The organism is Rathayibacter sp. AY1G1 (assembly GCF_002932095.1).
Taxonomy (GTDB): Bacteria; Actinomycetota; Actinomycetes; order Actinomycetales; family Microbacteriaceae; genus Rathayibacter.
Map to the genome: position 1 here is coordinate 160,549 of NZ_PSUZ01000002.1, position 25,963 is coordinate 186,511.

A 25,963-nucleotide genomic window follows, 5' to 3' on the forward strand; every position below is an offset into this window, starting at 1 on the left:
CCCGGCTCGGATCGAGGCCACGCAAGGCGTTGCGGCCAGATCTTCGACGGGCTTTCCCTACGATAAGGAACGCGATGACCACTCCCTCCCCCTACGCCTCCGATCTCGGCCGTGTCCCCGTCCGCGAGGCCGCGGTGGACGTCGCCGGATCCCGCACCGCCTACTGGACCTACGGCGCTCCGGACGCCTCGACCGTCCTCGTGCTGGTGCACGGGTTCCGCGGCGAGCACCACGGCCTCGAGCCCGTCGTCGCCCGTCTGCTCGCCGGGGGAGCGGACGTGCGGGTCGTCGCTCCCGACCTGCCCGGCTTCGGCGCCTCGACCCCCATGACGCGCCTGCCGCACGACGTGGACGGCTACGCCTGCTGGCTCGGCTCCTTCCTCGACGCGCTGGGGCTCCGCGGTGAGGCGGCCGTCCTCGGCCACTCCTTCGGCTCGATCGTCGCGGCCGCGGCCGTCGCCGACGGGCTGCCCGCTCCGCTCCTGGTGCTGGTCAACCCGATCGGCGCGCCCGCCCTGCAGGGTCCCCGCGGCGTCCTGACCAGGCTCGCCGTCCTCTACTACCGGCTCGGCGCGCTCCTGCCGGGGCCCCTCGGACGCCGCCTGCTCAGCGACCCGCTGATCGTGCGGGTGATGAGCCTGGCGATGGTGAAGACGAAGGAGCCGGCGCTGCGACGCTTCGTGCACGACCAGCACGACCGCTACTTCAGCGCCTTCGCCTCCCGCGACACGGTCCTCGAGGCGTTCCGCGCCTCCGTCTCGCACGACGTCGGCGAGTACGCCTCCCGGATCGGCGTGCCGACGCAGCTGATCGCCGCGGCGCAGGACGACATCACTCCGCTCCCGGCGCAGTACCGCCTGCTCGAGAGGCTGCCGCACGCCCGCCTGCACGTCATCGACGGAGTCGGCCACCTGATCCACTACGAGACGCCGGACGAGGCCGCCGCCGTACTGCGGACGGCCCTCGAGGAGGGGATCGACCGATGAGGATCGTCGTCGACTGCCGGTACACCCGGCTCGAGCGGCACGACGGGATCAGCCGCTACACCGCGGAGCTCGTCCGCGAGCTCGCGAAGCTGCACGACGTGACCATGCTGATCAGCGACCGCCGCCAGCTCGCGATGCTCCCGTCGCTCCCGTGGGAGCGCGTGACCGGGCCGACCAGCCCGTTCGAGCCGTTCGTCGCGCTGCTGGTGAACCGGCTGCGGCCCGACGTGGTCTTCTCGCCGATGCAGACCATGGGCTCGCTCGGCCGCCGCTACCGGCTCGTCCTGACCGTGCACGACCTCATCTACTACCGCCACCGCACTCCGCCGCGCGACCTGGCCGCTAACGTGCGCGCGCTCTGGCGGCTCTACCACCTCGCCTGGTGGCCGCAGCGGAGGCTCCTCCAGCGCGCCGACGCGGTCGTCACCGTCTCGGAGACCACCCGCGACCTGATCCGCTCCCACCGCCTCACCACCCGGCCGGTGGTCGTCGTCCCGAACGCGGCGACCGAGCCCGACGAGGCGAGCGCCGCTCTGGCGGGATCGCTGCCCGACCGGTCGGCCGCGCGCTCGCTCGTCTACATGGGCTCGTTCATGCCCTACAAGAACGTCGAGACGCTCGCGCGCGCGATGCGGCTGCTGCCCGACTACGAGCTGCACCTGATGAGCCGGGCGAGCGACGAGACCGTCGAGACGCTCCGGGCCCTGGCGCCGACCGCGAAGCTGGTGTTCCACCAGGGGGCGCCGGACGCGGAGTACCGCGCGGTGCTCGCGCGGGCGACCGCTCTCGTGACGGCGAGCAGGGACGAGGGCTTCGGGATCCCGCTGGTCGAGGCGATGGCGCTCGGGACGCCGGTCGTGGTGAGCGACATCCCGATCTTCCGCGAGATCGCACAGGACGCCGCCGTGTACGTCGACCCGTCGAGCGCGAAGGGCATCGCGGACGGTGTGCGGTCGCTCGAGGACGGCGCCGTGTGGCGGACGCACTCGGCCCGGGCGACGGAGCGGGCCGCGGCCTTCTCCTGGCGCGACTCCGCCCGGGTGCTCTTCGGGCTCCTGCAGGATCTCGGCCGGCGCTGACGCGGGGCCGGCGATCGGACCGCCGCCGGGAGGCGGGGCCGTCAGGCTCCCGGGGCCGGGCTGAGCACGTCGTCGAGGTCGACGTCCGCCACGACCACGTCGCCGGAGTCGTCGACGCCGACGATGCGCAGAGCCCCGTCGACGATCGCGAAGTCGTGCCGGGAGCCGTTGCCGACCGAGACGCCGTGCGCGGGGAGGTCCTCGCTGCTGAGCGCGCGGATCAGGCTGCCGATGACCGCACCGTGCGTGGCGACGACGACGGACGCGTCGGGGAAGCGCTCGGCCACCTCGAGCAGCGCGGCGGTCGCCCGCTCGACGACCTCGGCGCGGGTCTCGCAGCCGGGGATCGGCGCGCGCTCGATGCCTCCGGGGAAGCGCTCGGCGAGCTCGGGACCGGTCATCCCCTCCGCCTCGCCGTAGGCGCGCTCGGCCAGGCCCGGCGCCGCCAGCGGCTCGTCGAGTCCGAGACCGCGCGCGATGATCGCTCCGGTGTCGAAGGCGCGCTGCAGCGGACTGGCGACCACCGCGTCGAAGCGCCGGTCGGCGAGCAGCCGCGCCGCCGCCCGCGCCTGGGCGCGCCCGGTCGCATTGAGCGGGATGTCGCTCCTGCCCTGGATGCGCCGGGCGGCGTTCCAGTCGGTCTGGCCGTGGCGGACGAGGGTGAGCTGGGTCACAGGGGCCTCTCGGGAGGTCGGGTGCGGAGCGGGCGGGAGCTCAGAGGGCGGCGGTGCGGCGCGCGGGCAGGCGCTCGGCGAGCTCGCGGAGCACCTCGCTGGTGCCGCCGTCGATCTTGATGCTCGCGCGCGAGTCGCCCTTGGTGGTGCCGCGGTTGACGATCACGATCGGCATCCGGGCGCGACGGGCGATCTCGAGGAAGCGGATGCCGGAGTTGACCACGAGCGACGAGCCGGCCACGAGCAGCGCGTCGGCGCCCGCGACGATGGCGCGCGCCTCCTCGAACCGCTCGGTCGGGATGAACTCGCCGAAGAAGACGATGTCCGGCTTCAGGATCCCGCCGCAGACCGTGCACTCGGGGACGGTCATCGCCGAGACGTCGTGGACCTCGGCGTCGCCGTCGGGGTTGAGGGAGGAGACGTCGGGGTCGTCGAGCCAGGGGTTGAGCGCCTCGATCCGCTCGGCCACCGCGTCGCGGGCGAAGTACTGGCCGCAGGTCATGCAGCGCACACGGTCCGCCGAGCCGTGCAGATCCACCACGCGGCGCGAGCCGGCCCGGACGTGCAGGCCGTCGACGTTCTGCGTGACGACGCCCGTGAGCAGGCCGCGCTCCTCGAGCCGGGCCAGGGCCCGGTGGCCGTCGTTGGGGAGCGTGCTGGTGAACCGGCGCCAGCCGAGCTGGCTGCCGGCCCAGTACCGGCGGCGGTAGTCGGGATCGGCGACGAACTGGGAGTAGGTCATCGGGCTGCGCACCGGTGCCCCGGCTCCGCGGTAGTCGGGGATGCCCGAGTCGGTGCTCATGCCCGCGCCGGTGACGGCGGCGATGCGGCGCCCGCTGAGGAGTTCGACGGCCTGCTCGACCGCGAGCGCCTCGGGGCCCTCGGCGACCGGTGTCGGACTCGACTCCATCCGCGCCTCCTTCGAGGGCCGTTCGAGCGGCCCCTGGACGAGTTTAGTCCGCGCCGTGCCCTAGATTGCCGGGATGCCGATCGTGCACATCACCGACCTCGACCACCCGCTCCTCGCCGACTACCACCGCCTCACCGACGTGGCGCTGCGGCGGGTGCTGGAGCCGGAGGGCGGTCTGTACATCGCCGAGTCGGCCAAGGTGATCGAGCGGGCGCTCGACGCCGGGCACCGTCCCCGCTCGGTCCTGGTGCAGGAGAAGCGGCTGCCGGACGCGGCCGGGGTGCTCGAGCGTCATCCCGAGGTGCCGGTCTTCGTGGCGCCGGATCCGCTGATCGAGGAGCTGACCGGGTTCCACCTCCACCGCGGAGCGCTCGCCTCGATGCACCGTCCGCCGCTGCGGCCGATGGCCGAGCTGCTGGAGGGCGCGCGCCTCGTCGTGATCCTGGAGGACCTGGTCGACCACACCAACGTCGGCGCCGTCTTCCGCGCCGCGGCCGGCATGGGCGCGGACGCGGTGCTCGTGACGCCGCGGTGCGCGGACCCCCTGTACCGGCGCAGCGTCCGGGTGAGCATGGGCACGGTCCTGCAGGTGCCGTGGACGCGCACCCCCGAGTGGGCACCGGCTCGCCGCGCTCTGGAGGAGGCCGGGTTCTCGGTCGCCGCGCTGGCGCTCGCTCCGGACGCGGTGCCGCTCGACGAGTACGCGGCGGCTCGCCCCGAGCGCGTCGCGATCGTCCTGGGCGCCGAGGGGGACGGGCTCAGCCGCGCGGCGCTGGACGCCTCGGACACCGTCGTCACCATCCCGATGCTGCACGGCGTCGACTCGCTCAACGTGGCCTCGGCGAGCGCCGTCGCACTGTGGGCGCTGACCCGCGGGCGCTGACCGCCCGGCTCCGGCGCTCGGCGGCCCCGCGGTGACCTGCTGCTGACGCTCCCGCCGCTGGATCGGGGTCGGTGCCGCGCGTCACCCGCCGCGCCCGACGACGGGGCGGCGTCCGGGACGGGTGAGAGGCCCGCCCGTACGATGACGGGGTGACCTCCCCGACCCGATCCGACGATGCCCTCGACCTGTTCGGGGAGCCCGCCGCGCCGGAGCCGCGACCGCGTCGACGGCGCGGGGCGGTCGTCGCCGGTCTCGTCGCCGCGACCGTGCTGGTCGGCGGAGGCGGTGCCTACGCGACCAACGCGGCGACCGCGGAGCTGCCGAAGGCGAGCGCCGTCGCGGTGGACCCCGTCCCGAGCACCGTCGACGCGCCCGCTCCGGCCTGGCCTGCCTACGGCTCCGGCGCCGTGGCGGCCGTGGGCATCGACGGGACGGAGGAGGACGGGCTGCTCGCCCGCTACGGCTCCACCGGAACCGTGCCGACGGGGAGCATCGCCAAGGTCGTCACCGCTCTCGTCGTCCTCGCGGCGAAGCCGATCGCGGCGGGGACGGACGGGGAGACCATCACCTTCACGAGCGCGGACGTGCAGTACTACAACGACACCCTGGCCGAGAACGGCTCGAACGCTCCGGTCACCGCGGGTCTGCAGCTGACCGAGCGGGAGGCGCTGACCGCCATGATGCTCCCGTCCGCGAACAACTACGCGAAGTCGCTCGCGATCTGGGCGTACGGCTCGGAGGACGCCTTCCTCGCCGCGGCGCGCGGCTGGCTCGACGGGCAGGGGCTCGAGCGGACCTCCCTCGCCGACACCAGCGGGCTCTCGCCGGCGACGGTCAGCACGACGGCCGAGATGGTGCGCCTGGGCGAGCTGCTGATCGCGGACCCGGTGCTCGCTCCGATCGTCGCGATGCCGACCGCGGTCATCCCGGGGGTCGGCGAGGTCGACAACACCAACTCGCTCCTCGGCCGCTCGGGAGTGGACGGGATCAAGACGGGGACGACCGACGAGGCGGGCTCGTGCCTGCTGTTCTCGCTCGACTCGACCGTCGAGGGCCGGCCGGTCACCCTGGTCGGCGTGGTGGTGGGCGCGCGCACGCACCCGCAGCTCGCCGCGGACGTGCTGACCCTCGTTCCGACCGTCGAGGCGGGCTTCCGGACCGTCCCGCTGACCGTCGAGGGGCAGGAGTACGGCACCCTCACGAGCGCCTGGGGGGAGACGGCGACGGCCGAGACCGCGGAGGCGCGGTCCGTGCTGGTGTGGGGCGCGGTCTCGACGACGACCACGGTCGCCCTCGATCCGCTCGAGACCGTCGCCGACGGCGAGCGCGTGGGGACCGCGACCGTCGACGTCAACGGCACCCCGTACGAGCTTCCCCTCGTCGCCGACGGGTCGATCGAGGACCCGGGCTTCGCCTGGCGCCTCGGCCACCCGGCCGAGCTGTTCGGCTGAGCGCGGGGCGAGCCGCCGCCTCCCGGGAGCGGATCAGGCCAGGGGATCCGCGGCCCTATCGCCGATGATCCGCACGCCCGCGGTCGCGATGTCCTCGGCGACCTCCTCCGGCGTCGCGTTGCCCGGCACGACCGAGCCCGGCTCCGAGGCCGCGGGATCGATGCTCCAGCGCTCGGCGGAGGGCCGCTTGGCGGTGATGAAGTCGCCGGAGGACTGGTGGCGGACTCGGCGCAGCACCCAGGGCACGAGGTACTCCCGCGCCCACTGGATGTCCTCCGTGCGGGCGGCACGCCACGTGCGGGCGTGCAGCGGCTCCGGGGCGAGGGGGCGCAGGTCGTTCTCGACGTTCAGCGACTCGAGGACCATGCGCGCGACCTCGTGGTGGCCGTGCGGGTTGAGGTGCAGGCGGTCCGGCGCCCACATCCGCACGTCCTGGATCTCCTGGAGGGACCACTGGTCGGCGACGATGCAGTCGTACCGCTTGGCCAGCGCCCGCAGGTTCTCGTTGTAGATCGCGACCTTCCCGCGGATCCGCCCGAACACGGGGGAGAAGCCCACATCCACTCCGGTGAAGAGGACGACGGTCGCCCCGTCGGAGCGGAGCCGGGCGAGGCCCGACTCGAAGCGGGACGCGATGTCATCGGGGTCGGTCCCCGGGCGGATGACGTCGTTCCCGCCCGCGGAGATGGTGATGAGGTCGGGGCGCAGCTCCAGGGCGGGCTCGACCTGCTCGTCGACGATCTGCTGCAGGAGGCGGCCGCGGACCGCCAGGTTGGCGTAGGCGAAGTCCTCGTTCTGGCTGCCCAGGACCTCCGCCACGCGGTCCGCCCAGCCGCGGTGCCCGCCGGGGCTGCCGGGCTCGGGATCGCCGATCCCCTCGGTGAAGGAGTCGCCCAGGGCGACGTAGCGGGACCACGGATGACGCTGCTCGACCATCCCTCCATCATGCTCCGCACCCGGCCGCCGGTGGCACGGCGCGACACGCCGTGCGCCTCCCGGCGGGCCGCGGAGACCGAGCCGCTGTCGGAGGCGTCGGCTAGATTCGGTCCACGTGAACAGTCCCTCGAGCTTCGGTCATCAGGTCGGCACCTCCGCCGCTGAGCACCTGTCCCCGTCGTTCCCGGGCAGGGCGCCGTGGGGTACCGCGAACAAGCTCCGCGCCTGGCAGGCGGAGGCGCTCGAGGCCTACTTCCAGCACGAGCCGCGCGACTTCCTGGCCGCCGCGACCCCGGGCGCGGGCAAGACCACCTTCGCGCTGCGGCTGGCCGCCGAGCTGCTGCACAACCGCACGGTCGACCGGATCACCGTGGTCGCGCCGACGGAGCACCTCAAGCGCCAGTGGGCCGAGGCCGCGCACCGCGTCGGCATCCGCCTGGACCCGACCTTCACCAACCGCATGGGCCGCCACGCCCGCCACTACCACGGCGTCGCCGTCACCTACGCGCAGGTCGCCGTCCGCGCCGAGCTCCACCGCGAGCTCACCCTGTCCGGCCGCACCCTCGTCATCCTCGACGAGGTGCACCACGCCGGCGACGCCCTCAGCTGGGGCGACGCGGTGCGCGAGGCCTTCGAGCCCGCGGTCCGCCGGCTCTCGCTGACCGGGACGCCGTTCCGCTCGGACACGGCGGCGATCCCGTTCGTCAGCTACCTGCCGGACGAGGAGGGCATCCGCACCTCGCTCACCGACTACGCCTACGGCTACGGCCGCGCGCTCGCGGACGGCGTCGTCCGGCCGGTGCTGTTCATGGTCTACGCCGGGCAGATGCGCTGGAAGTCGAAGGCCGGCGACGAGATGGAGGCGCGGCTCGGCGAGGGCAACACCAAGGACATCACCTCGCAGGCCTGGCGGACCGCGCTGGACCCGAAGGGCGACTGGATCCCCTCGGTCCTCCGCGCCGCCAACACCCGCCTCACCGAGGTGCGGCGCGCCGTGCCCGACGCCGGCGGCCTGGTCATCGCGACCGACCACTACACCGCGCGCGCCTACGCCGCGATGCTCCGCGAGATCAGCGGCGAGACCGTCACCGTCGTGCTCTCCGACGAGAAGGAGGCGAGCGACCGGATCGAGGAATTCGCGAAGGACACCGGTCGCTGGATGGTCGCGGTCCGCATGGTCTCCGAGGGCGTCGACGTGCCGAGGCTCGCCGTCGGCGTCTACGCGACATCGGCGTCGACTCCTCTGTTCTTCGCCCAGGCGATCGGCCGCTTCGTGCGCGCGCGGCGCCGCGGCGAGACCGCCTCGGTGTTCCTCCCGAACGTGCCCGGCCTGCTCGCGCTGGCGGGCTCGATGGAGCTGCAGCGCGATCACGCCCTCGACCGCAGGACCTCCGACGACGAGGAGTACCCCGAGGCCGACCTGATGGCCGACGCCGAGCGCAGCGACAAGGCGTCCTCCGATCTCCTGGAGGAGGGCCGCTTCGAGTCGATCGGCTCGGCCGCCACCTTCGACCGCGTCGTCTACGAGGGCGCCGAGTTCGGGATGGAGGTCGAGGTCGAGAGCGAGGAGGAGCTCGACTTCATCGGCCTGCCGGGGCTCCTCGAGCCCGACCAGGTGCGGGAGCTGCTCCAGCACCGGCAGCAGCGGCAGGCCAAGCGCGCCGGCAGCCGCGCGGGCGCGGCGGCCCCGGCTGAGCCGGCGAGCGAGATCCCGGCGCCGCTCTACCGCACGCTCAAGGAGCAGCGCAGCCTGCTCAACTCCCTGGTCGGCCTGTGGGCACGGGGGACGGGCGAGTCGCACGGCCAGGTGCACACCGAGCTGCGCCGGCTCTGCGGCGGACCCGCGGTGGCGCAGGCGAGCGTGACCCAGCTGCAGGCGCGGATCGACCTCCTGCGGCGCAGGCTCGGCTCGCACTGATCGCGGTGAGGCGCCCCGGTACGTGGCGCCGCGCTCTCGACGACGGAGCCGATCGCTGCTCCCGCCCAGCCCGGCCGGCCCCTCCGCGTGCGCCGGACAGTCCCTCCGGCGCGTTCTAGCCGATGCACCCGGCGCGGCGCCAGCCCTCCCCGGCGGACCGGGCGCGACCGTACTGTTCGAGCGTGACCCACCGGAACGACCTGCCCGCTCACGCGCCCGCAGGACGAACCGGACGGCGGTTCCGGCCGCCGGTCGTGACCACCGGAGGAGGACCGCGCGATGAGCGCTGACCGTCAGGGGAATGCTCGAGACACGCTCGCTAAGCTGAGCAGTCGGTCCGTCGCGGAAGTGACGGACCATCACCCCCGACGTCGGGCATCCGCAGACCGCACATCGGCGTCTCCCGGACTGCCCGAGAACAATCCCCTGAGGAGTCTCGTGGAGACCTGGCCCGGAACCGCCTACCCGTTGGGCGCGACGTTCGACGGAAGCGGCACGAACTTCGCCCTGTTCAGCGAGATCGCCGAGCGCGTCGAGCTGTGCCTCTTCGAGGAGGACGGCACCGAGACGCGCGTCGAGATCCAGGAGTCGGACGCCTACGTCTGGCACTGCTACCTCCCGCAGGTCCAGCCGGGCCAGCGCTACGGCTTCCGCATCCACGGACCGTACGACCCCGATGCCGGCCACCGCTGCAACCCGAACAAGCTGCTGCTGGACCCCTACGCGAAGGCGATCTCGGGGGAGATCGACTGGGACCAGTCCCTCTTCTCGTACACCTTCGGCGACCCGGACTCGACGAACGACGAGGACTCGGCGCCGCACATGATGATGGGCGTCGTCATCAACCCCTTCTTCGACTGGGCCGGTGACCGCCGCCCGCGCACCTCCTACGACAGCACCGTGATCTACGAGGCGCACGTGAAGGGGCTCACCAAGACGCACCCCGACGTGCCGGAGGAGCTCCGCGGCACCTACGCCGGAGTCGCCCACCCCGCGGTGATCGACCACCTCAAGCACCTGGGCGTCTCGGCGATCGAGCTCATGCCCGTGCACCAGTTCGTGAACGACTCCACGCTGATGGACAAGGGCCTCTCGAACTACTGGGGCTACAACACGATCGGCTTCTTCGCACCGCAGAACACCTACTCCTCCACGGGCGACCAGGGCCAGCAGGTCCAGGAGTTCAAGAGCATGGTGAAGGCGCTCCACGCGGCCGGCATCGAGGTCATCCTCGACGTGGTCTACAACCACACGGCGGAGGGCAACCACCTCGGCCCCACCCTGTCGTTCCGCGGCATCGACAACGAGGCCTACTACCGCCTCGTCGACGACGACAAGCGCTACTACATGGACTACACCGGCACCGGGAACACCCTGAACGTGCGCCACCCGCACTCGCTCCAGCTCATCATGGACTCGCTGCGCTACTGGGTGACGGAGATGCGCGTCGACGGCTTCCGCTTCGATCTCGCCTCGGCGCTGGCACGCGAGTTCTACGACGTCGACCGGCTCTCCACCTTCTTCGAGCTCGTCCAGCAGGACCCGGTGGTCTCGCAGGTGAAGCTGATCGCCGAGCCGTGGGACGTCGGGCCCGGCGGCTACCAGGTGGGCAACTTCCCGCCCCAGTGGACGGAGTGGAACGGCAAGTACCGCGACACGGTCCGCGACTTCTGGCGCGGCGAGCCGTCGACGCTGGGGGAGTTCGCCTCGCGCCTCACCGGCTCGGCCGACCTCTACGCGCACTCGGGCCGCTACCCGGTCGCCTCGATCAACTTCGTCACGGCGCACGACGGCTTCACCCTCCGGGACCTGGTCTCGTACAACGAGAAGCACAACGACGCCAACGGCGAGGACGGCAACGACGGCGAGTCGCACAACCGCTCCTGGAACCACGGCGTGGAGGGGCCCACGGACGACCCGCGGGTGCTCGCGCTCCGGGCGCGCCAGCAGCGGAACTTCCTCGCGACGATGCTGATCTCCCAGGGCGTTCCGATGATCCTCCACGGCGACGAGCTGGGCCGGACCCAGAACGGCAACAACAACACCTACGCCCAGGACAGCGAGCTGACCTGGATCGACTGGGCGCACGCCGACCGGCCGCTGCTCGAGTTCACCGCGGCGCTCATCCGCCTGCGCGCCGAGCACCCGACCTTCCGCCGCATGCGCTTCTTCGACGGCCGCCCCGTCCTGCGCGGCGACGGCGAGCCCCTGCCCGACATCGTCTGGTTCACCGCCGCCGGCACCGAGATGTCCCCGTCCGACTGGGACTCCGGTCTCGGCCGATCGGTGGGCATCTACCTCAACGGCAACGGGATCCGCGAGCGCGACCAGCGCGGGCGCCCCGTCACCGACGACAGCTTCCTCCTGTACTTCAACGCCGACGACGTCGACGTCGAGTTCGCGATCCCGAGCGACGAGTACGCGCTCGAGTGGAGCGTCCTCGTCGACACCGCCGGCGCCGAGGCGGACTCGATCCCGCGTCCGGCGGGGGCGATGCTCACCGTCCAGGCGAAGTCGCTCGTCATCCTCCAGGAGCACAGCACCCCCGAGCCCGAGGTCGACCACTCGGTCGCCGCCTCGCTCGCGTCCCTGGCGGCCACCTCGGCCATCCCGATCGTCTCCTCGACGGGACCCACCAGCCCCCACGCCGAGTCGACCGACTCCGCGACCGCACCCTCGACAGGAGCCTGACGTGCGTCTGCCCGCCTCCACCTACCGCCTCCAGATCCGGTCGGCGTTCGACCTCGACGACGCCGCCCGCGTCGCCGACTACGTGCGCGCGCTCGGAGCGGACTGGCTGTACTTCTCGCCGCTGCTGAAGGCCGAGCCCGGCTCGGACCACGGCTACGACGTGGTGGACCACACCGAGGTCGATCCCGATCGCGGTGGCGCGGCCGGCCTGGCGAACGCCTCGGCCGCGGCGCGGGCGGAGGGCCTCGGCGTCCTCATCGACATCGTCCCCAACCACATGGGCGTCGCGACCCCGAGCGAGAACTCGTGGTGGTGGGACCTGCTGAGGAACGGGAAGTCCTCCCGCTACGCCACCGCCTTCGACATCGACTGGGAGGCGGGGGGCGGGAAGCTGCGCGTGCCGATCCTCGGCGACGGTGCGAGCGAGGGAGACAGCGACAGCGAGCTCGACGCGCTCGAGGTCGTCGGCGACGAGCTGCACTACTACGAGAACCGCCTGCCTATCGCGCCCGGCACCGCCGAGCCCGGCGACTCCGGCCGCACGGTGCACGAGCGCCAGAGCTACGAGCTCGTGAACTGGCGCCGCGCCGACGCCGAGCTGAACTACCGCCGCTTCTTCGCGGTGAACACTCTCGCCGCCATCACGGTCGAGCGGCCCGAGGTGTTCGACGCCTCGCACGCCGAGATCGTCCGCTGGTTCACCGAGGGGCTCGCAGACGGCCTGCGCGTCGACCACCCGGACGGCCTGGCCGACCCGGGCGGATACCTCGACGACCTGGCCCGCGCGATCGGCGGCGCGCCGATCTGGGTCGAGAAGATCCTCGAGGGCGACGAGAAGCTCCCGCCGCACTGGGCGACCGTCGGCACCACGGGCTACGACGCCCTGGCCGACGTCGACCGCATCCTGGTCGACCCCGACGCCCGCCCCGTGCTGGAGGGCCTCGACGCCGAGCTCACGGGGAAGGGCGCCCCGCTGCAGTGGGCCGACCTCATCCACGACACCAAGCGCGGCATCGCGGACGGGATCCTCCGCTCCGAGGTCCTGCGGCTGGCCCGCCTGATCCCCGGCATCGAGGGAGCGGACGACGCGCTGGCGGAGCTCCTGGCGACCTACCCGGTCTACCGCAGCTACCTCCCCTACGGAGCGGAGCACCTCGAGCACGCCCGCGTCGACGCCGTGCGCCGCCGTCCCGAGATCCGCGCGACCATCGACGAGGTCGCCGCGGCGCTCGGCGAGACCGGCACTCCGGTGTCCGTGCGCTTCCAGCAGACCTCCGGCATGGTGATGGCGAAGGGCGTCGAGGACACGGCGTTCTACCGCTTCAGCCGCCTCACCTCGCTGAACGAGGTCGGAGCGGACCCGGACGAGTTCGCGATCGACCTGGTCGAGTTCCACCGCCGCCAGGCCGTGCGCCAGGCCTCGTTCCCCGCCTCGCTCACCACGCTCTCGACCCACGACACGAAGCGCGGCGAGGACACCCGTGCCCGCATCACCGCACTGGCCGAGGACCCGGAGGCGTGGGCGGCGACGCTCCGCGAGCTCCACGCCCTCGTCGGCTTCGGCGACGGCCCGATCGAGCACCTGCTCTGGGAGGCCGTCGTGGGGACCTGGCCCGCGAGCCGCGAGCGCCTGCACGCCTACGCCGAGAAGGCGTCGCGCGAGGCCGACGACTCGACGCACTGGACCGCTCCTGACGAGCAGTTCGAGAAGCGGATGCACACGGCGATCGACGCGGCGTTCGAGGAGCCCGCCGTCCGCCGGCTGGTCGAGCAGACCGTCGAGCGGGTGTCGGCCGCCGGCTGGTCGAACGGCCTCGCCGCGAAGCTCGTGCAGATCACCGCCCCGGGCATCCCGGACGTCTACCAGGGCAGCGAGCTCTGGGAGACCTCCCTCGTCGACCCGGACAACCGCCGCGAGGTCGACTTCGGGCAGCGTCGAGCGCTGCTGGAGCGGATCGACGGCGGCTGGAAGCCCGCGATCGACGCCGAGGGAGCCGCGAAGCTCCTCGTCACCTCACGCGCCCTCCGGCTCCGCCGCGACCGCCCCGAGCTGTTCACCCGCTACGCCGCCGTCCCCGCGATCGGGCCCGCCGCCGAGCACGCGATCGCTTTCGACCGTGGCGGCGCGCTGACCGTCGCGACCAGGCTCCCCGAGGGCCTCGCCGCTTCGGGCGGGTGGAACGGCACGGTCGTGGTCCTGCCCGGGCACCCGATGGAGGACGTCCTCACCGGCCGCACCTTCGCGGGAGGAGTGACTCCGGTCGCCGAGATCCTCGCCGACTACCCCGTGGCACTGCTCGCCCCGGTCTCCTGACCGGTTCCGCACCGCACCGCAGACCGATCCGACCCCTCCTGGAGACAGCAGTGATCAGCACGACTCCCTACCGCTACGCACTCCCGACGACCGGGCCCGAGCGGTTCGACGTCTGGGCCCCCGAGGCCTCGACGGTCGAGCTCCTTCTCGGCGACGACTCGTCGCTGACGATGACCCGCCACGGAGACGACGGATGGTGGCGGGCGCCCGCGTCGGCCCCGGCCACCGGCGAGGTCGACTACGGGTACCGGGTGGACGGCAGTGGTCCGCTGCCGGACCCCCGCTCGCGCCGCCAGCCGAAGGGCGTGCACGAGCTCTCGCGCACGTTCGACCCCTCGGCGCACGAGTGGGGCGACTCCGCCTGGACCGGGCGCGAGCTCGCCGGCGCCGTCATCTACGAGCTGCACCTCGGCACGTTCACACCCGAGGGCACCCTGGACGCGGCGGCGGAGCGCTTCGAGCACCTGCGCTCGATCGGCGTGGACTTCGTCGAGCTGCTGCCGGTCAACGCGGTGAACGGAACGCACAACTGGGGCTACGACGGCGTCCTCTGGTACGCCGTGCACGAGCCGTACGGCGGACCCGAGGCGTACCAGCGCTTCGTGGACGCCGCCCACCGCGCCGGCCTCGGCGTGGTCCAGGACGTCGTCTACAACCACCTCGGCCCGAGCGGCAACTACCTGCCGGAGTTCGGCCCCTACCTCAAGAACGAGAAGGCCAACACCTGGGGCAGCTCGATCAACCTGGACGGCGAGGGTTCGGACACCGTCCGCGGGTACATCATCGACAACGCTCTGATGTGGCTGCGCGACTACCGCGTCGACGCCCTGCGCCTGGACGCGGTGCACGCCCTCTCGGACGAGCGGGCCGTGCACGTGCTCGAGGAGATGGCGAGCGAGGTGGCCGTGCTGTCGGCCCACGTCGGGCGCCCTCTGACGCTGATCGCCGAGTCCGACCTCAACGACCCGACGCTGATCACTCCGCGGGAGGCGCACGGCTACGGGCTCGACGCGCAGTGGAGCGACGACTTCCACCACGCGGTCCACGTCGCGCTGACCGGGGAGACCACGGGCTACTACGAGGACTTCGCGCCGCTCGGCGCCCTCGCGAAGGTGCTGACCCGGGGCTTCTTCCACGACGGCACCCTCTCGACGTTCCGCGGCCGTCACCACGGCCGTCCGGTGGACACCGAGCACATGCCGACCTGGCGCCTGGTGGTCTGCAGCCAGAACCACGACCAGATCGGCAACCGGGCGGTCGGCGACCGTCTGACGGCGTCCCTCGACGAGGGCCGTCTCGCGATCGCCGCTGCTCTGACGCTGCTGGGCCCTTTCACTCCCATGCTGTTCATGGGCGAGGAGTGGGCGGCGTCGACCCCGTGGCAGTTCTTCACCTCGCACCCGGAGAAGGATCTGGGCGAGGCGACGGCGAAGGGCCGCATCGAGGAGTTCGCGAAGATGGGCTGGGACCCGGAGGTCGTGCCCGACCCGCAGGACCCGGAGACGTTCCTGCGCTCGCGGCTCGACTGGTCCGAGGTCGGGGAGGGGCGTCACGCCCGCACCCTCGAGGTGTACCGCGAGCTGGCGGCGATCCGCCGCCGCTACCCCGAGCTGACGGACCCGCGCTTCGGGTCGCTCCGCGTGGAGTTCGACGAGGAGGCCCGCTGGCTGACTCTCGGCCGCGGTCGGGTGACCGTCGCGATCAACGTCGGCGAGTCCGCCGCCCGCATCGCCCTCCCGGAGGTGGCGGAGACGCTGCTCGGCGTCGGGGAGTACGCGGTGCAGCCCGGGGACACCGAGGTGGATCTCGGCGGTTCCTCGCTGCTGGTGACGCTGAGCGCCTGAGCTCCGTGGCGGCCGGCTGTTCAGGTGGCCGACCGCCGCTGTCCTGAACGGCCGCCTCGGGCCCGAGCGCTCAGAGCGTGACCGCGGCGTACTCCGTCGCGGTCACGACCCGCACTCCCTCGTCGTGGACGAGCAGGAGCGCGCGGAGGGGGATGGCCCGCTTGTGGCACGCCGCCGCCAGGTGACGGGCGAGGACCCGGTCGGTCTCGCCGAGGAAGGCGCGCCCGGGACGTTCCAGGGCGAAGGCGAGCGAGCCCACGTCCTGGTGCGCGACGGCCTTGGCGAGGGTGGCGACGATCCGCTCGGTCTTCTCCTCGTCGGGGTGCACGGGGAGCCCGTCCACCGGGTAGAGGATCGGCAGCTGCACGCCGTCGCGGTCGAGGAAGATCGGCCACAGGGCCCGGCGGTAGGCCGGTCCGATCAGCGAGGAGACGCGCTCGCGCAGCTCGCGGTCGTTCAGGAGCGGCGCATCGAGGTGCGGAGCGGGAGCGGCGTGGTCGAGAGTGGTCATGGTGTCGCTTTCTCGTGGGCGAGCGGGCGGTGCCGCTGAGGGGTCATCGGAAGTTGCGGGAAGTGGTGCGAGCGCCGACCGTGAGGGTCTCGAACCTGTCGGCGAGGAGGTTCGTCACCCCCTCGTCGGAGCGCTCGAGGATCCCCCTGACCAGCAGGGCGGGTGCCTCGCGGGCCACGCGGCGGTAGCGGTTCCATACTCCGACGGAGCAGATCACGTTGAGGATCCCGTGCTCGTCCTCGAGGTTGAGGAAGGTCACTCCACCGGCTGTGGAGGGACGTTGGCGGTGGATCACGACCCCACCGACCTCGATCCGGGTCCCCGAGGGGATGCCGGGAAGATCGGCCGAGGAGCGGGCGCCGCGGCGAGCGAGCCCCTCGCGGAGGTGGCGCAGCGGATGGTCGTCGGGCGAGATGCCGGTGGCCCAGAAGTCGAAGACCACGCGCTCCTGAGGGGAGAGCATCGGCAGGAGCGGGGGCTGCACGACGACCGTGGAGCCGGCGAGGAACTCCTCGCGGTCGCCTGCGGCGGTGCCGGCCTCCCAGAGCGCCTGCCGACGCTGCAGACCGAGCGAGTCGAAGGCGCCCGCGGCGCCGAGGGCCTCCAGCTGAGCCGCGGTCGTGCCGACCCGACGCGAGAGGTCGGCCATGCTCGCGTAGGGTCCGCCGCGTTCGCGCTCGGCGACGATGTGCTCGGCGAGCGCGGTGCCGATGCCCTTCACCCCTGCCAGCCCGAGCCGGATCACGAAGCCGCTGTCGCGCCTGTGGTCGTCCGTGTGGAAGTGCTCGGTGCGGTCGAACAGTCCCGTGGGCGGCTGATCGGCGCGGAGGCAGTCGTCGCTCCCGTAGGCGGCGCCGCTCCTCCGGCGTGCGGGGGCATCCTCCTTCGCCTCGAGCCCGGGAGGCGCCAGGGAGCGGTTGACGTCGGGCGAGACGACCTCCACTCCGTGACGCCGGGCATCGGCGACCAGGGTGTGCGGGGCGTAGAAGCCCATGGGCTGCGCCCTCAGCAGCGCGGCGGTGAACGCGGCGGGGTAGTGCAGGCGGAGCCAGGCGCTCGCGTAGACCAGCAGGGCGAAGCTGATCGCATGGCTCTCGGCGAAGCCGAAGTTCGCGAAGGCCTGGATCCGGAGGTAGATGTCGTCCGCGACCTCGCCCGTGATGCCGTTGCGGGCCATCCCCTGGTAGAGCCGCTCGCGGAGGGTCTCGATCTTCTCGGTCCCGCGCTTGGACCCCATCGCCCGGCGCAGCAGGTCGGCGTCCTCCGCGTTGCAGTCGCCGACGGCCACGGCCACCTGCATGAGCTGCTCCTGGAAGAGCGGCACGCCGAGGGTGCGCTTGAGCGGCGTCACGAGGAGGGGGTGCTGGTACGTCACCGGCTCCTCGCCGAGCTTGCGGCGGATGTAGGGATGGACCGCACCGCCCTGGATGGGGCCGGGGCGGATGAGCGCTACCTCGATCACCAGATCGTAGAAGCGGCGAGGCTGCAGCCGGGGGAGGGTGCCCATCTGCGCCCTGCTCTCGACCTGGAACACCCCGATGGAATCGGCGCGGCAGAGCTGGTCGTAGACGCCCTTCTCCTCCCGGGGGAGGGTGGAGAGGTCCCACTTCTCGCCGACGTGCTCGGCGACGAGGTCGAACGTGTACTGCAGGGCGGCGAGCATCCCGAGCCCGAGGAGGTCGAACTTGACCAGGCCCATCCAGGCGCAGTCGTCCTTGTCCCACTGCAGGACGGTGCGGTCCTCCATCCGAGCGGGCTCGATCGGGCAGACCTCGCCCACGGGCCGGTCGGTCAGCACCATGCCGCCGGAGTGGATGCCCAGGTGCCGGGGCGTGCCCAGCACCCGGGTGGTCAGGGCGACCACGTCCTCGGGGATGTCGTGGTCGGTGCTCTCGGTGACGGACCCCCACCGCTCGACCTGCTTCGACCAGCCGTCCTGCTGCCCGGCGCTGTATCCGAGGGCCTTGGCCATGTCGCGCACGGCGAACTTGGGCCGGTAGGTGATGACGTTGGCGACCTGGGCCGCGTTCAGACGTCCGTACTTCCGGTAGACGTACTGGATCACCTCCTCGCGTCGCTCCGAGTCGAAGTCGACGTCGATGTCGGGCTCCTCGTCGCGGATGCTGGAGAGGAACCGCTCGAACGGCAGGTCGTAGAAGATCGAGTCGACCGCCGTGATGCCCAGGACGTAGCAGACCGCCGAGTTGGCGGCCGAGCCGCGTCCCTGGCAGAGGATGCCGTTCCGCTTGGCGTAGTGGACGATGTCGTGGACGATCAGGAAGTAGCCCGGGAAGTCCTTCTGCTCGATCACCGCGAGCTCCTTCTCGAGGCGCGCGAGGACGTCGGCGTCGGCGCGGGGGTACTTGGCCGGCACGGCCTCGCGCACGAGCTCGCGCAGCCAGCTCATCGAGGTGTGCCCCTCGGGGACCTCCTGGCGCGGCAGCCGGGGCCGGACTCGGCCGAGCTCGAAGGCGATCTCGTCGGCGACGCGCACCGTGTTCTCCACGGAGCCGGGGTAGCGGCCGAAGCGCTCGGCCATCTCGGCGCCGGAGCGCAGGTGGGCGCCGCCCGCTGCGGGGAGCCAGCCGTCCATCTCGTCGAGGCTCCGGCGTGCTCTGACCGCGGCGAGGGCCGTCTGGAGGGGGCGCTCCTCCGGCCGGGCGTAGTGCACGTTCCCGGTGGCGACCGTCCGCAGCCGGAGCTTCTCGGCGATCGCCGCCAGCTGGTCGTTGGCGCGCGAGGCGAGGGGATCCCCGTGGTCGTACAGCTCCACGAGGACGTTGGCGGGACCGAAGAGCCGGACGAGCTCGCGGACCTCCTGCTCGGCCGCGGCCACTCCTGCGGCGGCGAGGGCTTGACGGACCGCTCCCTTGCGGCAGCCCGTCAGCACGATCCAGTGGCCGTCGGCGGCGCGCGCGAGCTCCTCGAGGTCGTAGCTCGGCTTGCCCTTCTCGGCTCCGGCGAGCTGGGCGGTGGTGATCGCACGGGCGAGGCGGTGGTAGCCCTCCTCGCGGCGCGCGAGGACGAGCAGGTGGGTCCCCTCCGGATCGGCGACCCCGTTCTGAGGCGAGGTGAGCCCGATGGAGAGCTCGGCTCCGAAGGCCGTGCGGACGGCGTGCCCCTGCGCGGCCTCGGCCATCCTCACGATGCCGTAGAGGCCGTCGTGGTCGGTGAGCGCGAGGGTGTCGATGCCGAGCCGGACCGCCTCCTCGACCAGCTGCTCCGGCTTGCTCGCCCCGTCGAGGAAGCTGAAGTGGGAGTGGGCGTGCAGCTCGGCGTAGGGCACCGGATGAGCCGGCGGCCGGACGTCGTCCCCTGCCACGTAGGCGGGGCGCTTGTGCGACCAGGCCGGACTGTCGCCGCCGTCGCCCTGGACGACCGTGCCGTCGGCGCGCTTGCCGCTGGAGAGGCGGCGCTCGAACTCCGACCAGGGGATCGGCGGGTTGTTCCAGCCCATCGGGGCTCCTTCGGTGCTCGTTCGCGGTGGTGGAGGGATGCTCCGGTTCAGTCGTAGCGGGCCTCTGCGGCCCAGACCCCGTCGAGGCAGAGCAGCAGCCAGGCGACACCGGCGGCGTCGACCACCTGGAAGCGGTCGTAGCGGACGGCGGTGCTCGGATCCCACCAGCGCTCGTCGATCGGCCAGGGACCCGCCCATCCGGCGAGGGGCTCCAGGCGTGCCTGAGAGGTCCCGGGGGTGAAGTAGGCGGGCACGGAGCTGAGGGCGCCGCGCTCGTCGACGGCGACGGGTTCGCCCCTCGGTCCGCGGACCAGCACGGCCGCGGGCTCCGCGAAGACCGTCGGCGGGAGGGGCGGCGGCAGGGAGCCGGGCCAGGGCAGGGTCCTCGGCCGTGCGTCGCCCGGCTCCCGGTCGCCCCAGGGGATCAGGTGCTGGCGGTCGCGGAGGGATCGACCCCCTCCGATCGACGCGGTCATCACGGCCTCGTGCCCGAGCATGCTCTGCACGCGGCTCAGCCCGTGGTGGACGCGCTCCTCCGGAGCGGTGCCCCAGAGACCCTGCTCGTGGTTGCCGATCGCGTCGACCGCCTCGGGCTCGACGCACAGCCGCGAGATCGGCGCTCCGAGACCGGTGTCGATCTCCCCGCTGCCCTGCAGCTGCCAGCGGACCCGGTCGAGCACGTCGCCCGGGGTGAACCATCTCGGGTGCAGCCAGCTCCTGGAGGAGACCTCACCGCGCTCGCTGACGACCTCGATGCGGATAGCGGTCGCGACCAGCTGTGCGCGGGTGAGCCCGGCGACGAACTCCTCCGCGGGGACGCGGAAGGCGAAGGCGGCCTGGTCGATGCGGTCCAGAGGGGGCTCGAACTCCATCGCCCGGTCGAGGCGCTCCGGCGGGAGCCGGGGCACCACCGTCTCCGACTCCGCACCGGCGGCGAGGAGGTGCGCGTGGGCGCCCTCCGGTCCGAACCGGGCGGCGACGTCCTCGCGAGGGAGGGCGGCGAAGGCGCCGAGGGTGCGGACGCCGAGTCTGCGCAGGAGCGCCACCAGGTCGTCCCCCCGGCGGGGAGCACGGGCAGGGGCTGCGACGGACTCGGTCTCGAGGGCGTCGAGCGGGAGCGGGGCGAGGAAGTCTGCCGCTGCTCCTGGGGGCACGACGGCGACGGGGCGGCCGGAGTGCTTCGCGGCGAGCTCGGAGGCGAAGAGCCCGTCGGCGATCCCGATGCGGGCGTCGGGAAGACCCAGCTCGGCCAGCCGCTGCAGGATCGCCTCGGCCGCGCTCTGCTCGCTCCCGTAGTAGCGGCGCGGACCGCGGGCACGGATCGCGCACAGACCGGGCCGGATCAGCTGGACGCCCGGGGTGATCTCCTCGAGCGCCTGGATGAGCGGCTCGAACGCCCGGTGGTCGAGCACCGGGTCGTACGGGAGGACGGCGAGACCCGTGCAACGGGACTGCGCCTCGCGCACGCGCATGCCCCGCCGGACCCCCTCCGCCCGGGCAGCGGGGGAGGAGGCGAAGACCAGGCTCTTCTCAGTGAGGGCCAGGGGGTGCTCGTCGCCGAGGCCGGCGTCGGCGGCGGCCGCGAGGAGGGGCCAGTCGGGGCACCAGACGAGGATCGTCCGCCGCAGCTCGGGTGCGCTCGCCATCTCAGACCGCCCGCTCGTGCAGGCGGCCGTGCTCGACCCGGGAGCCGAAGGCGCTCTCGACGCCGGGCATGCTCATCCGCACCGTGCGCACCCGGGTGCCGGCCCGGCCGACCACATCGACCATCGCCTCCCGGGAGCGCAGGTAGCCGTGGCCGTCGCCGAGCCCCTCCCAGCGGCTGCTGCGGATGCTGAGCCGCGCCTCGGCCTGGGGCCACTCGCCGAGGATCACGAGCGCGGCACCCCGCTGGCGCAGTCGTGCTCCCAGACGCGAGACGTCGGCCGAGGAGACGGAGGCGGGCGGACGGGTGAGCACGACGGTCAGCACATCGACCAGAGCGGCGGTGACGGTGAGCCAGTGCTCGGCCGGTGCGGGCACGAGCACCAGGCGCTCGAGGTCGATCCCCATGCCGGCCGCGGCCTCGGCCCCGAACTCCGGGACGCCCACCACGCCGCACCACGAGCCCTCGGCGGACGGGCCGGCGAGCAGCCCCATCGCCAGACTCATCGAGCCCTCCACCGAGTAGGCGGCACCCTGCTTGAGCGAGCCGCCCGGGAGCACGGAGGAGAAGGCCGGCAGGGTGGCGAGGCTCCTGGTCTCGAGAGTGGTCGCCTGCATGTCCCGGATGCGGGACTGCAGCTCCTTCACCGACGCGAGCTGCCGCAGAAGGGGCTCTGCGGCCTCGGCCGTCTCCGCGGAGACGAGGGATGAAGGGGGGCTCATCTGCCCATGTTCGAACATGTGTTCGAGTATGTCAATCGCCACCGACATCCACCGGCGAGCCGCTCGGACCCTTCCGCGACCGCCCGGCGAGGCGCACTGAGGAGGAGGTTCCAGGCGTCCCGGGCAGTCTCGCATCCGCCTCCGACATCCCCGTCCTGGGGCGTTCTCCACCGGGTCTCGGCGAGGGAGGGCCTCCTGCCGCGCCTCTACCATGGGAGCCATGTCCGACGCCCTGCTCGACCCCGCCGACTCCGACGCCACCGCCCCGGCCGCGCCGCGCAGAAGGACCCTCGTGGTCAAGATGGGGTCCAGCTCGGTCACCAAGCAGTCGGGTCCGGATCCCGTTCTCCTGGCCAGCGCGCTCGAGAGCGCCTTCGCCGCCCGCGCGCTGGGCTGGGACGTCGTGCTGGTCTCCTCCGGCGCCGTCTCCTCGGGCCGGGCGCTCTTCGCCCGCTCGCAGGAGGAGCCGATCAGCGCCCGCCTGGCGGCAGCGGTGGGCCAGACCGTCCTGATGGGCTTCTACCGCTCGGTGGCCGAGCTCTCGGGCGCCCTGGTCGCGCAGATCCTCATCGGCGAGTCCGACCTCGCCTCTCCCCGGCAGATGGCACACGTCGCCGAGGCGATCCGCCACGCCCTCGACGCCGGAGTCGTGCCCGTGGTCAACGGCAACGACACGATCGACTCCGCCGGCTCGGACAACGACGGCGTCGCCGGCGGATTGGCGATGCTCCTCGGCGCGGACCTGCTGCTGCTGCTCACCGACGTCCCCGGCGTCTTCGCCGGCAGCATCGCCGAGGGCGTGCACCTCGAGGAGCTGGGCATCTCGGAGCTGCGCCGCATCGGCGTGCAGAAGGGCGGTACCGGCCGAGGGGGCATCCGCTCCAAGCTGCGGGCCGCCGAGCTCGCCGCGCACAACGGCGTCTCGACCAGGATCGCCGGGGCGCGCACCCCCGAGGTCATCCTGGGCGCCCTGGGAGGGCCGGGCCCGGGCACCCTCGTCCGCGCCGTGCACGCGCATCCGCCCGTGGAGCAGCGCTGGATCTCCGGAGTGGCCACCGGCCGCGGCCGCGTCGAGATCAACCTCGAGGCCGAGCGGAGCATCGGAGCCGGCTCGAGCCTGTTCGCCTCTGGCATCAAGCGCGTCTCCGGCGAGTTCGGCGGCGGCGACGTGATCGAGGTGCGCGCCCTCAGCGGAGAGCTCCTCGCGCGCGGCGTCTCCCGCGTCTCCTCGCGTCTGCTGACCCTGGTCCGCGCACTCCGGGTCGACGAGATCGCCCGCGTCTTCGTGGCGGTCCTCGGCCATGCCGCCACGACGGCGCCGTCGGCGAGTCCGGAGGGGGAGGAGAGGCCGCAGCTGACCCGCGCTCTGGAGTACGCGCGCACTCTCTCCTCCGAGCACGCTCGGGCCGTCGCGATGGAGATCGTCTCCCTCTTCCCCGCCGAGAGCATCTCGGCCCTGCTGGGGCAGGGCGCGGGGGAGGGCGAGCTCGTCGAGCGCTACACCCGCCTCGTCCGCACCCTCGCCATCGTGGAGAACGAGAACCTGGCCGTCTTCCGCTCCTGACCGCCGGTGGCGCGCCACGTCTCAGTGCATTTCGCGCCTTCGCGTCATGATCGCCGTTCTCCGGTGTCTTCCTGGTGATGGCGCCGCTCCTGGGCGCCCCCGACGGAACGGATCATCGATGAGCGTCCCCACTTCCACAGCCGGCCACTTCCGCGAGTCCGACATCACGCCCGAGAGCTTCGAGATCGAGCGGCTCGAGCGGCGGCTCGCCCTGCTCGAGGCCTCGATCGCCCAGGGGGAGCGGGCACTGCTGGGCCGGGTCGACCCGAGCACCGGAGATCCCCTCCCAGGCGCCTGCGGGGGGCACCGAGCCCAGCTGGTCAGCAACCTGACGACGGAGCGGGCCCTCGCCGACCGCATCCGGGAGATGCTCGCCGCTCGGAGCTGACGGGGTGCGTACGGCACCATGGGGCCATGGTCACCATCACCGTCGCCGGTCTCGCCCAGCACTTCCACCCCGCCGAGCGGGGCACCGTCCGCCTCGAGATCCGGCGCGAGTCGCGATCCCGACCCCAGGCGCTCGCCGAGGTCACCGCCCTGCACGCGCGGGTCCGTGAGGAGGCGGCCGCCGAGCAGGCGTCCGGCGCCGCCACCTGGTGGTCCTCCGATCAGATCTCGGTCTCCTCGATCCGCCGGTACATCAAGGACTCGGACGTCACGCAGCTGTTCCATGTCGCGGCCGCCGGGGTCCGGGTGAAGTACCGGGACTTCGCGGCTCTCGGGCGCTGGGTCGGCTCGATCTCGGAGGTGCCGGGGATCCAGATCTCGGGGATCGACTGGGACGTGACGGCGGCGCGACGGGCGGGCATCGAGCGCGAGGTCCGCACCGCTGCCGTGCGCGACGCGCGCGAGCGGGCCGAGGCCTATGCGGCGGCCCTCGGCCTGACCGAGGTGCGGGTGCTGACCCTCTTCGAGCCGGGACTGCGGCCGCACACGCGCATCGAGGGCGGCTCGGCGATGATGAGCCGCGCCAAGGCGTTCTCCTCTCCTGAGGAGCCGCTGGCCCTCAAGCCGGAGGACATCGAGGTCACCGCCTCGGTCTCCGCCGACTTCGAGGCGCACTGACGCGGAGACGCGACCGGGCGACCGGTTCCGCTGCGGACGGAGAGCGCATGCCTGCACCTGCGACCCGCTGATCGTCTGCATGGCGACCCCGAGAGTCGCCCCGAGGCGACCGACCATCGGCTCCACGACGACCCCTCTCCGCCCCGATCAGCGGGCACGCGACCACCATACGTGTATTGAGGACTCCTCGGGAGCGCTGTCGCGGTTCGGCGTCCGCCGTGCACACCCTCCGGGAATAGCGGGGGACCCCCGAGCGCTGAGGCAGGCATGGTCTCGCGCATCGGCTTCCTCTCCTTCGGCCACTACCAGTCCGTCCCCGGGTCTCAGACCCGCTCGGCTCGCGACGTCCTCCTCCAGACGATCGAGCTCGCGGAGGCGGCGGAGGAGATCGGCATCGACGGCGCCTACGTCCGGGTGCACCACTTCGCGCCGCAGCTCGCCTCGCCGTTCCCGCTGCTGGCGGCGATCGCCGCGCGCACCCGCCGCATCGAGATCGGCACCGGGGTCATCGACATGCGCTACGAGAACCCGCTCTACATGGCGGAGGAGGCGGCCGCCACCGACCTGATCTCCGACGGCCGGCTCGAGCTCGGGGTCAGCCGGGGATCGCCCGAGACCGCCCTGCGCGGGTCCGAGGCGTTCGGCTTCGTCCCCCCGGAGGGGATGACCGACCCCGACCTCGCCCGGCAGAAGGTGCGCATCCTCCGGGAGGCGCTCGCCGGAGCGCCGGTCGCGCAGTCGGATCCGGCGATGACGCGCCAGTCGCTCCCGCTCTCGATCGAGCCGCGCTCGCCCGGCCTCGAGGACCGGATCTGGTGGGGTGCCGGCAGCTTCGCGACCGCGCGCTGGGCAGCCGAGCAGGGCATGAACCTGCAGTCGTCGACCCTGCTCCTGGAGGAGGAGGGCGTGCCCTTCGACGAGCTGCAGGCCCGCCAGATCCGCGAGTACCGCGACGCGTGGAGCGAGGCGGGCTGGGAGCGCACTCCGCGCGTCTCCGTGTCGCGCAGCGTCCTTCCGATCACGACCGATCTCGACCGGCTGTACTTCGGCGGCCGCGGCGAGCAGGACCAGGTCGCCACCCTCGAGGGCGTCCGCGCCCGATTCGGCCGCAGCTACACGGGCGAGCCGGACGCCGTCTCCGCCGAGCTCGCTGCGGACGCCGCCGTGCAGGAGGCGGACACGCTGCTGCTCACCCTTCCCAACCAGCTCGGGGTCGAGTACAACGCGCGGCTCCTGCGCACTGTCGTGGAATCGATCGCTCCGGCTCTCGGCTGGTCGCCGGCGACAGCAGGCGTCTGACGCCGAGGCACGGT

The 25,963-nt window shown here is 72.7% G+C and carries 19 protein-coding genes; 12 read left to right on the forward strand and 7 right to left on the reverse strand.

Translation table 11 applies throughout. The features are described from left to right. The first annotated feature begins 74 nt into the window (after positions 1-74). Entirely contained in the window at positions 75-986 is a 912-nt protein-coding gene (locus C5C36_RS02010; protein ID WP_104309136.1) for an alpha/beta fold hydrolase, read from the forward strand. Then, positions 983-2,065: a glycosyltransferase family 1 protein gene (locus C5C36_RS02015; RefSeq protein WP_104309137.1), complete on the forward strand. Its 1,083-nt coding sequence runs from the start codon at positions 983-985 to the stop codon at positions 2,063-2,065. The genes C5C36_RS02010 and C5C36_RS02015 overlap by 4 nt, the downstream gene beginning before the upstream one ends. 41 nt (positions 2,066-2,106) lie before the next feature. Here the strand turns inward: C5C36_RS02015 and C5C36_RS02020 are convergent, their stop codons facing one another. Continuing rightward, on the reverse strand, positions 2,107-2,739 hold the full coding sequence (locus C5C36_RS02020; RefSeq protein WP_104260686.1) for a histidine phosphatase family protein: 633 nt from the start codon (positions 2,737-2,739) through the stop codon (positions 2,107-2,109). Positions 2,740-2,779: 40 nt separating this feature from the next. Next, the gene (locus C5C36_RS02025) at positions 2,780-3,649 is read right to left on the reverse strand and encodes a Sir2 family NAD-dependent protein deacetylase (RefSeq protein WP_104250355.1); all 870 of its coding nucleotides are present in this window, start codon (positions 3,647-3,649) and stop codon (positions 2,780-2,782) included. Between the two features lie 73 nt (positions 3,650-3,722). Here C5C36_RS02025 and C5C36_RS02030 point away from each other — a divergent pair, with 73 nt between their 5' ends. Both C5C36_RS02030 and C5C36_RS02035 read left to right on the forward strand, forming a co-directional pair. Further along, the gene (locus tag C5C36_RS02030; RefSeq protein ID WP_104232619.1) at positions 3,723-4,532 is read left to right on the forward strand and encodes an RNA methyltransferase; all 810 of its coding nucleotides are present in this window, start codon (positions 3,723-3,725) and stop codon (positions 4,530-4,532) included. Positions 4,533-4,681: 149 nt separating this feature from the next. Further along, positions 4,682-5,983: a D-alanyl-D-alanine carboxypeptidase family protein gene (locus tag C5C36_RS02035; protein ID WP_104309138.1), complete on the forward strand. Its 1,302-nt coding sequence runs from the start codon at positions 4,682-4,684 to the stop codon at positions 5,981-5,983. 33 nt (positions 5,984-6,016) lie between these two features. Here the strand turns inward: C5C36_RS02035 and C5C36_RS02040 are convergent, their stop codons facing one another. After that, positions 6,017-6,919, reverse strand: a complete 903-nt coding sequence (locus C5C36_RS02040; protein ID WP_104246814.1) for an SGNH/GDSL hydrolase family protein — start codon at positions 6,917-6,919, stop codon at positions 6,017-6,019. Positions 6,920-7,034: 115 nt separating this feature from the next. On the opposite strand from C5C36_RS02040, the gene C5C36_RS02045 reads away from it, so the two are divergent. The 4 genes from C5C36_RS02045 to treZ all read left to right on the forward strand — a co-directional run bounded on the left by C5C36_RS02045 (position 7,035) and on the right by treZ (position 15,686). Then, positions 7,035-8,837, forward strand: a complete 1,803-nt coding sequence (locus tag C5C36_RS02045) for a DEAD/DEAH box helicase (RefSeq protein ID WP_104221986.1) — start codon at positions 7,035-7,037, stop codon at positions 8,835-8,837. Between the two features lie 438 nt (positions 8,838-9,275). Beyond that, entirely contained in the window at positions 9,276-11,528 is a 2,253-nt protein-coding gene (gene glgX, locus C5C36_RS02050; RefSeq protein ID WP_104237465.1) for a glycogen debranching protein GlgX, read from the forward strand. A 1-nt stretch (position 11,529) separates the two neighbouring features. Next, on the forward strand, positions 11,530-13,842 hold the full coding sequence (gene treY, locus C5C36_RS02055; protein WP_104309139.1) for a malto-oligosyltrehalose synthase: 2,313 nt from the start codon (positions 11,530-11,532) through the stop codon (positions 13,840-13,842). A gap of 50 nt (positions 13,843-13,892) precedes the next feature. Further along, positions 13,893-15,686, forward strand: coding sequence for a malto-oligosyltrehalose trehalohydrolase (gene treZ, locus C5C36_RS02060; protein ID WP_258072159.1), 1,794 nt, complete (start codon positions 13,893-13,895; stop codon positions 15,684-15,686). 70 nt (positions 15,687-15,756) lie between these two features. On the opposite strand, the gene C5C36_RS02065 is transcribed toward treZ, so the two are convergent. Genes C5C36_RS02065 through C5C36_RS02080 form a run of 4 tightly spaced genes read right to left on the reverse strand, consistent with a single transcriptional unit; the run spans position 15,757 to position 22,021 of the window. Then, positions 15,757-16,197, reverse strand: a complete 441-nt coding sequence (locus C5C36_RS02065) for a hypothetical protein (protein WP_104221992.1) — start codon at positions 16,195-16,197, stop codon at positions 15,757-15,759. Positions 16,198-16,240: 43 nt separating this feature from the next. Next, on the reverse strand, positions 16,241-19,654 hold the full coding sequence (locus C5C36_RS02070) for an error-prone DNA polymerase (protein WP_104309140.1): 3,414 nt from the start codon (positions 19,652-19,654) through the stop codon (positions 16,241-16,243). A gap of 47 nt (positions 19,655-19,701) precedes the next feature. Beyond that, the gene (locus C5C36_RS02075; RefSeq protein ID WP_104262932.1) at positions 19,702-21,300 is read right to left on the reverse strand and encodes a DNA polymerase Y family protein; all 1,599 of its coding nucleotides are present in this window, start codon (positions 21,298-21,300) and stop codon (positions 19,702-19,704) included. A gap of 1 nt (position 21,301) precedes the next feature. Further along, on the reverse strand, positions 21,302-22,021 hold the full coding sequence (locus tag C5C36_RS02080) for a hypothetical protein (RefSeq protein WP_104273061.1): 720 nt from the start codon (positions 22,019-22,021) through the stop codon (positions 21,302-21,304). A gap of 220 nt (positions 22,022-22,241) precedes the next feature. Here C5C36_RS02080 and proB point away from each other — a divergent pair, with 220 nt between their 5' ends. The 4 genes from proB (at position 22,242) to C5C36_RS02100 (ending at position 25,949) form a co-directional block, all read left to right on the forward strand. Further along, positions 22,242-23,585 carry a glutamate 5-kinase gene (gene proB, locus C5C36_RS02085; protein WP_181065651.1) on the forward strand — a complete coding sequence of 448 codons (1,344 nt, stop codon included), beginning with the start codon at positions 22,242-22,244 and terminating at the stop codon, positions 23,583-23,585. Between the two features lie 118 nt (positions 23,586-23,703). Continuing rightward, positions 23,704-23,973: a hypothetical protein gene (locus tag C5C36_RS02090; protein WP_104222002.1), complete on the forward strand. Its 270-nt coding sequence runs from the start codon at positions 23,704-23,706 to the stop codon at positions 23,971-23,973. 26 nt (positions 23,974-23,999) lie between these two features. Beyond that, on the forward strand, positions 24,000-24,650 hold the full coding sequence (locus C5C36_RS02095; RefSeq protein WP_104222004.1) for an SIMPL domain-containing protein: 651 nt from the start codon (positions 24,000-24,002) through the stop codon (positions 24,648-24,650). A gap of 267 nt (positions 24,651-24,917) precedes the next feature. Further along, positions 24,918-25,949: an LLM class flavin-dependent oxidoreductase gene (locus C5C36_RS02100; RefSeq protein WP_104273062.1), complete on the forward strand. Its 1,032-nt coding sequence runs from the start codon at positions 24,918-24,920 to the stop codon at positions 25,947-25,949. Positions 25,950-25,963 lie beyond the last annotated feature (14 nt).

What these genes read in the sequence shown, in the direction of transcription:
- C5C36_RS02025 (WP_104250355.1), bottom strand. Translation starts at nt 3,649, where the DNA reads ATGGAGTCGAGTCCGACACCGGTCGCCGAGGGCCCCGAGGCGCTCGCG.
- C5C36_RS02040 (WP_104246814.1), bottom strand. Translation starts at nt 6,919, where the DNA reads ATGGTCGAGCAGCGTCATCCGTGGTCCCGCTACGTCGCCCTGGGCGAC.
- C5C36_RS02095 (WP_104222004.1), top strand. Translation starts at nt 24,000, where the DNA reads ATGGTCACCATCACCGTCGCCGGTCTCGCCCAGCACTTCCACCCCGCC.
- C5C36_RS02065 (WP_104221992.1), bottom strand. Translation starts at nt 16,197, where the DNA reads ATGACCACTCTCGACCACGCCGCTCCCGCTCCGCACCTCGATGCGCCG.
- proB (WP_181065651.1), top strand. Translation starts at nt 22,242, where the DNA reads ATGTCCGACGCCCTGCTCGACCCCGCCGACTCCGACGCCACCGCCCCG.
- C5C36_RS02010 (WP_104309136.1), top strand. Translation starts at nt 75, where the DNA reads ATGACCACTCCCTCCCCCTACGCCTCCGATCTCGGCCGTGTCCCCGTC.
- C5C36_RS02080 (WP_104273061.1), bottom strand. Translation starts at nt 22,021, where the DNA reads ATGAGCCCCCCTTCATCCCTCGTCTCCGCGGAGACGGCCGAGGCCGCA.
- C5C36_RS02100 (WP_104273062.1), top strand. Translation starts at nt 24,918, where the DNA reads ATGGTCTCGCGCATCGGCTTCCTCTCCTTCGGCCACTACCAGTCCGTC.
- C5C36_RS02030 (WP_104232619.1), top strand. Translation starts at nt 3,723, where the DNA reads ATGCCGATCGTGCACATCACCGACCTCGACCACCCGCTCCTCGCCGAC.
- C5C36_RS02070 (WP_104309140.1), bottom strand. Translation starts at nt 19,654, where the DNA reads ATGGGCTGGAACAACCCGCCGATCCCCTGGTCGGAGTTCGAGCGCCGC.
- C5C36_RS02075 (WP_104262932.1), bottom strand. Translation starts at nt 21,300, where the DNA reads ATGGCGAGCGCACCCGAGCTGCGGCGGACGATCCTCGTCTGGTGCCCC.
- C5C36_RS02015 (WP_104309137.1), top strand. Translation starts at nt 983, where the DNA reads ATGAGGATCGTCGTCGACTGCCGGTACACCCGGCTCGAGCGGCACGAC.
- C5C36_RS02090 (WP_104222002.1), top strand. Translation starts at nt 23,704, where the DNA reads ATGAGCGTCCCCACTTCCACAGCCGGCCACTTCCGCGAGTCCGACATC.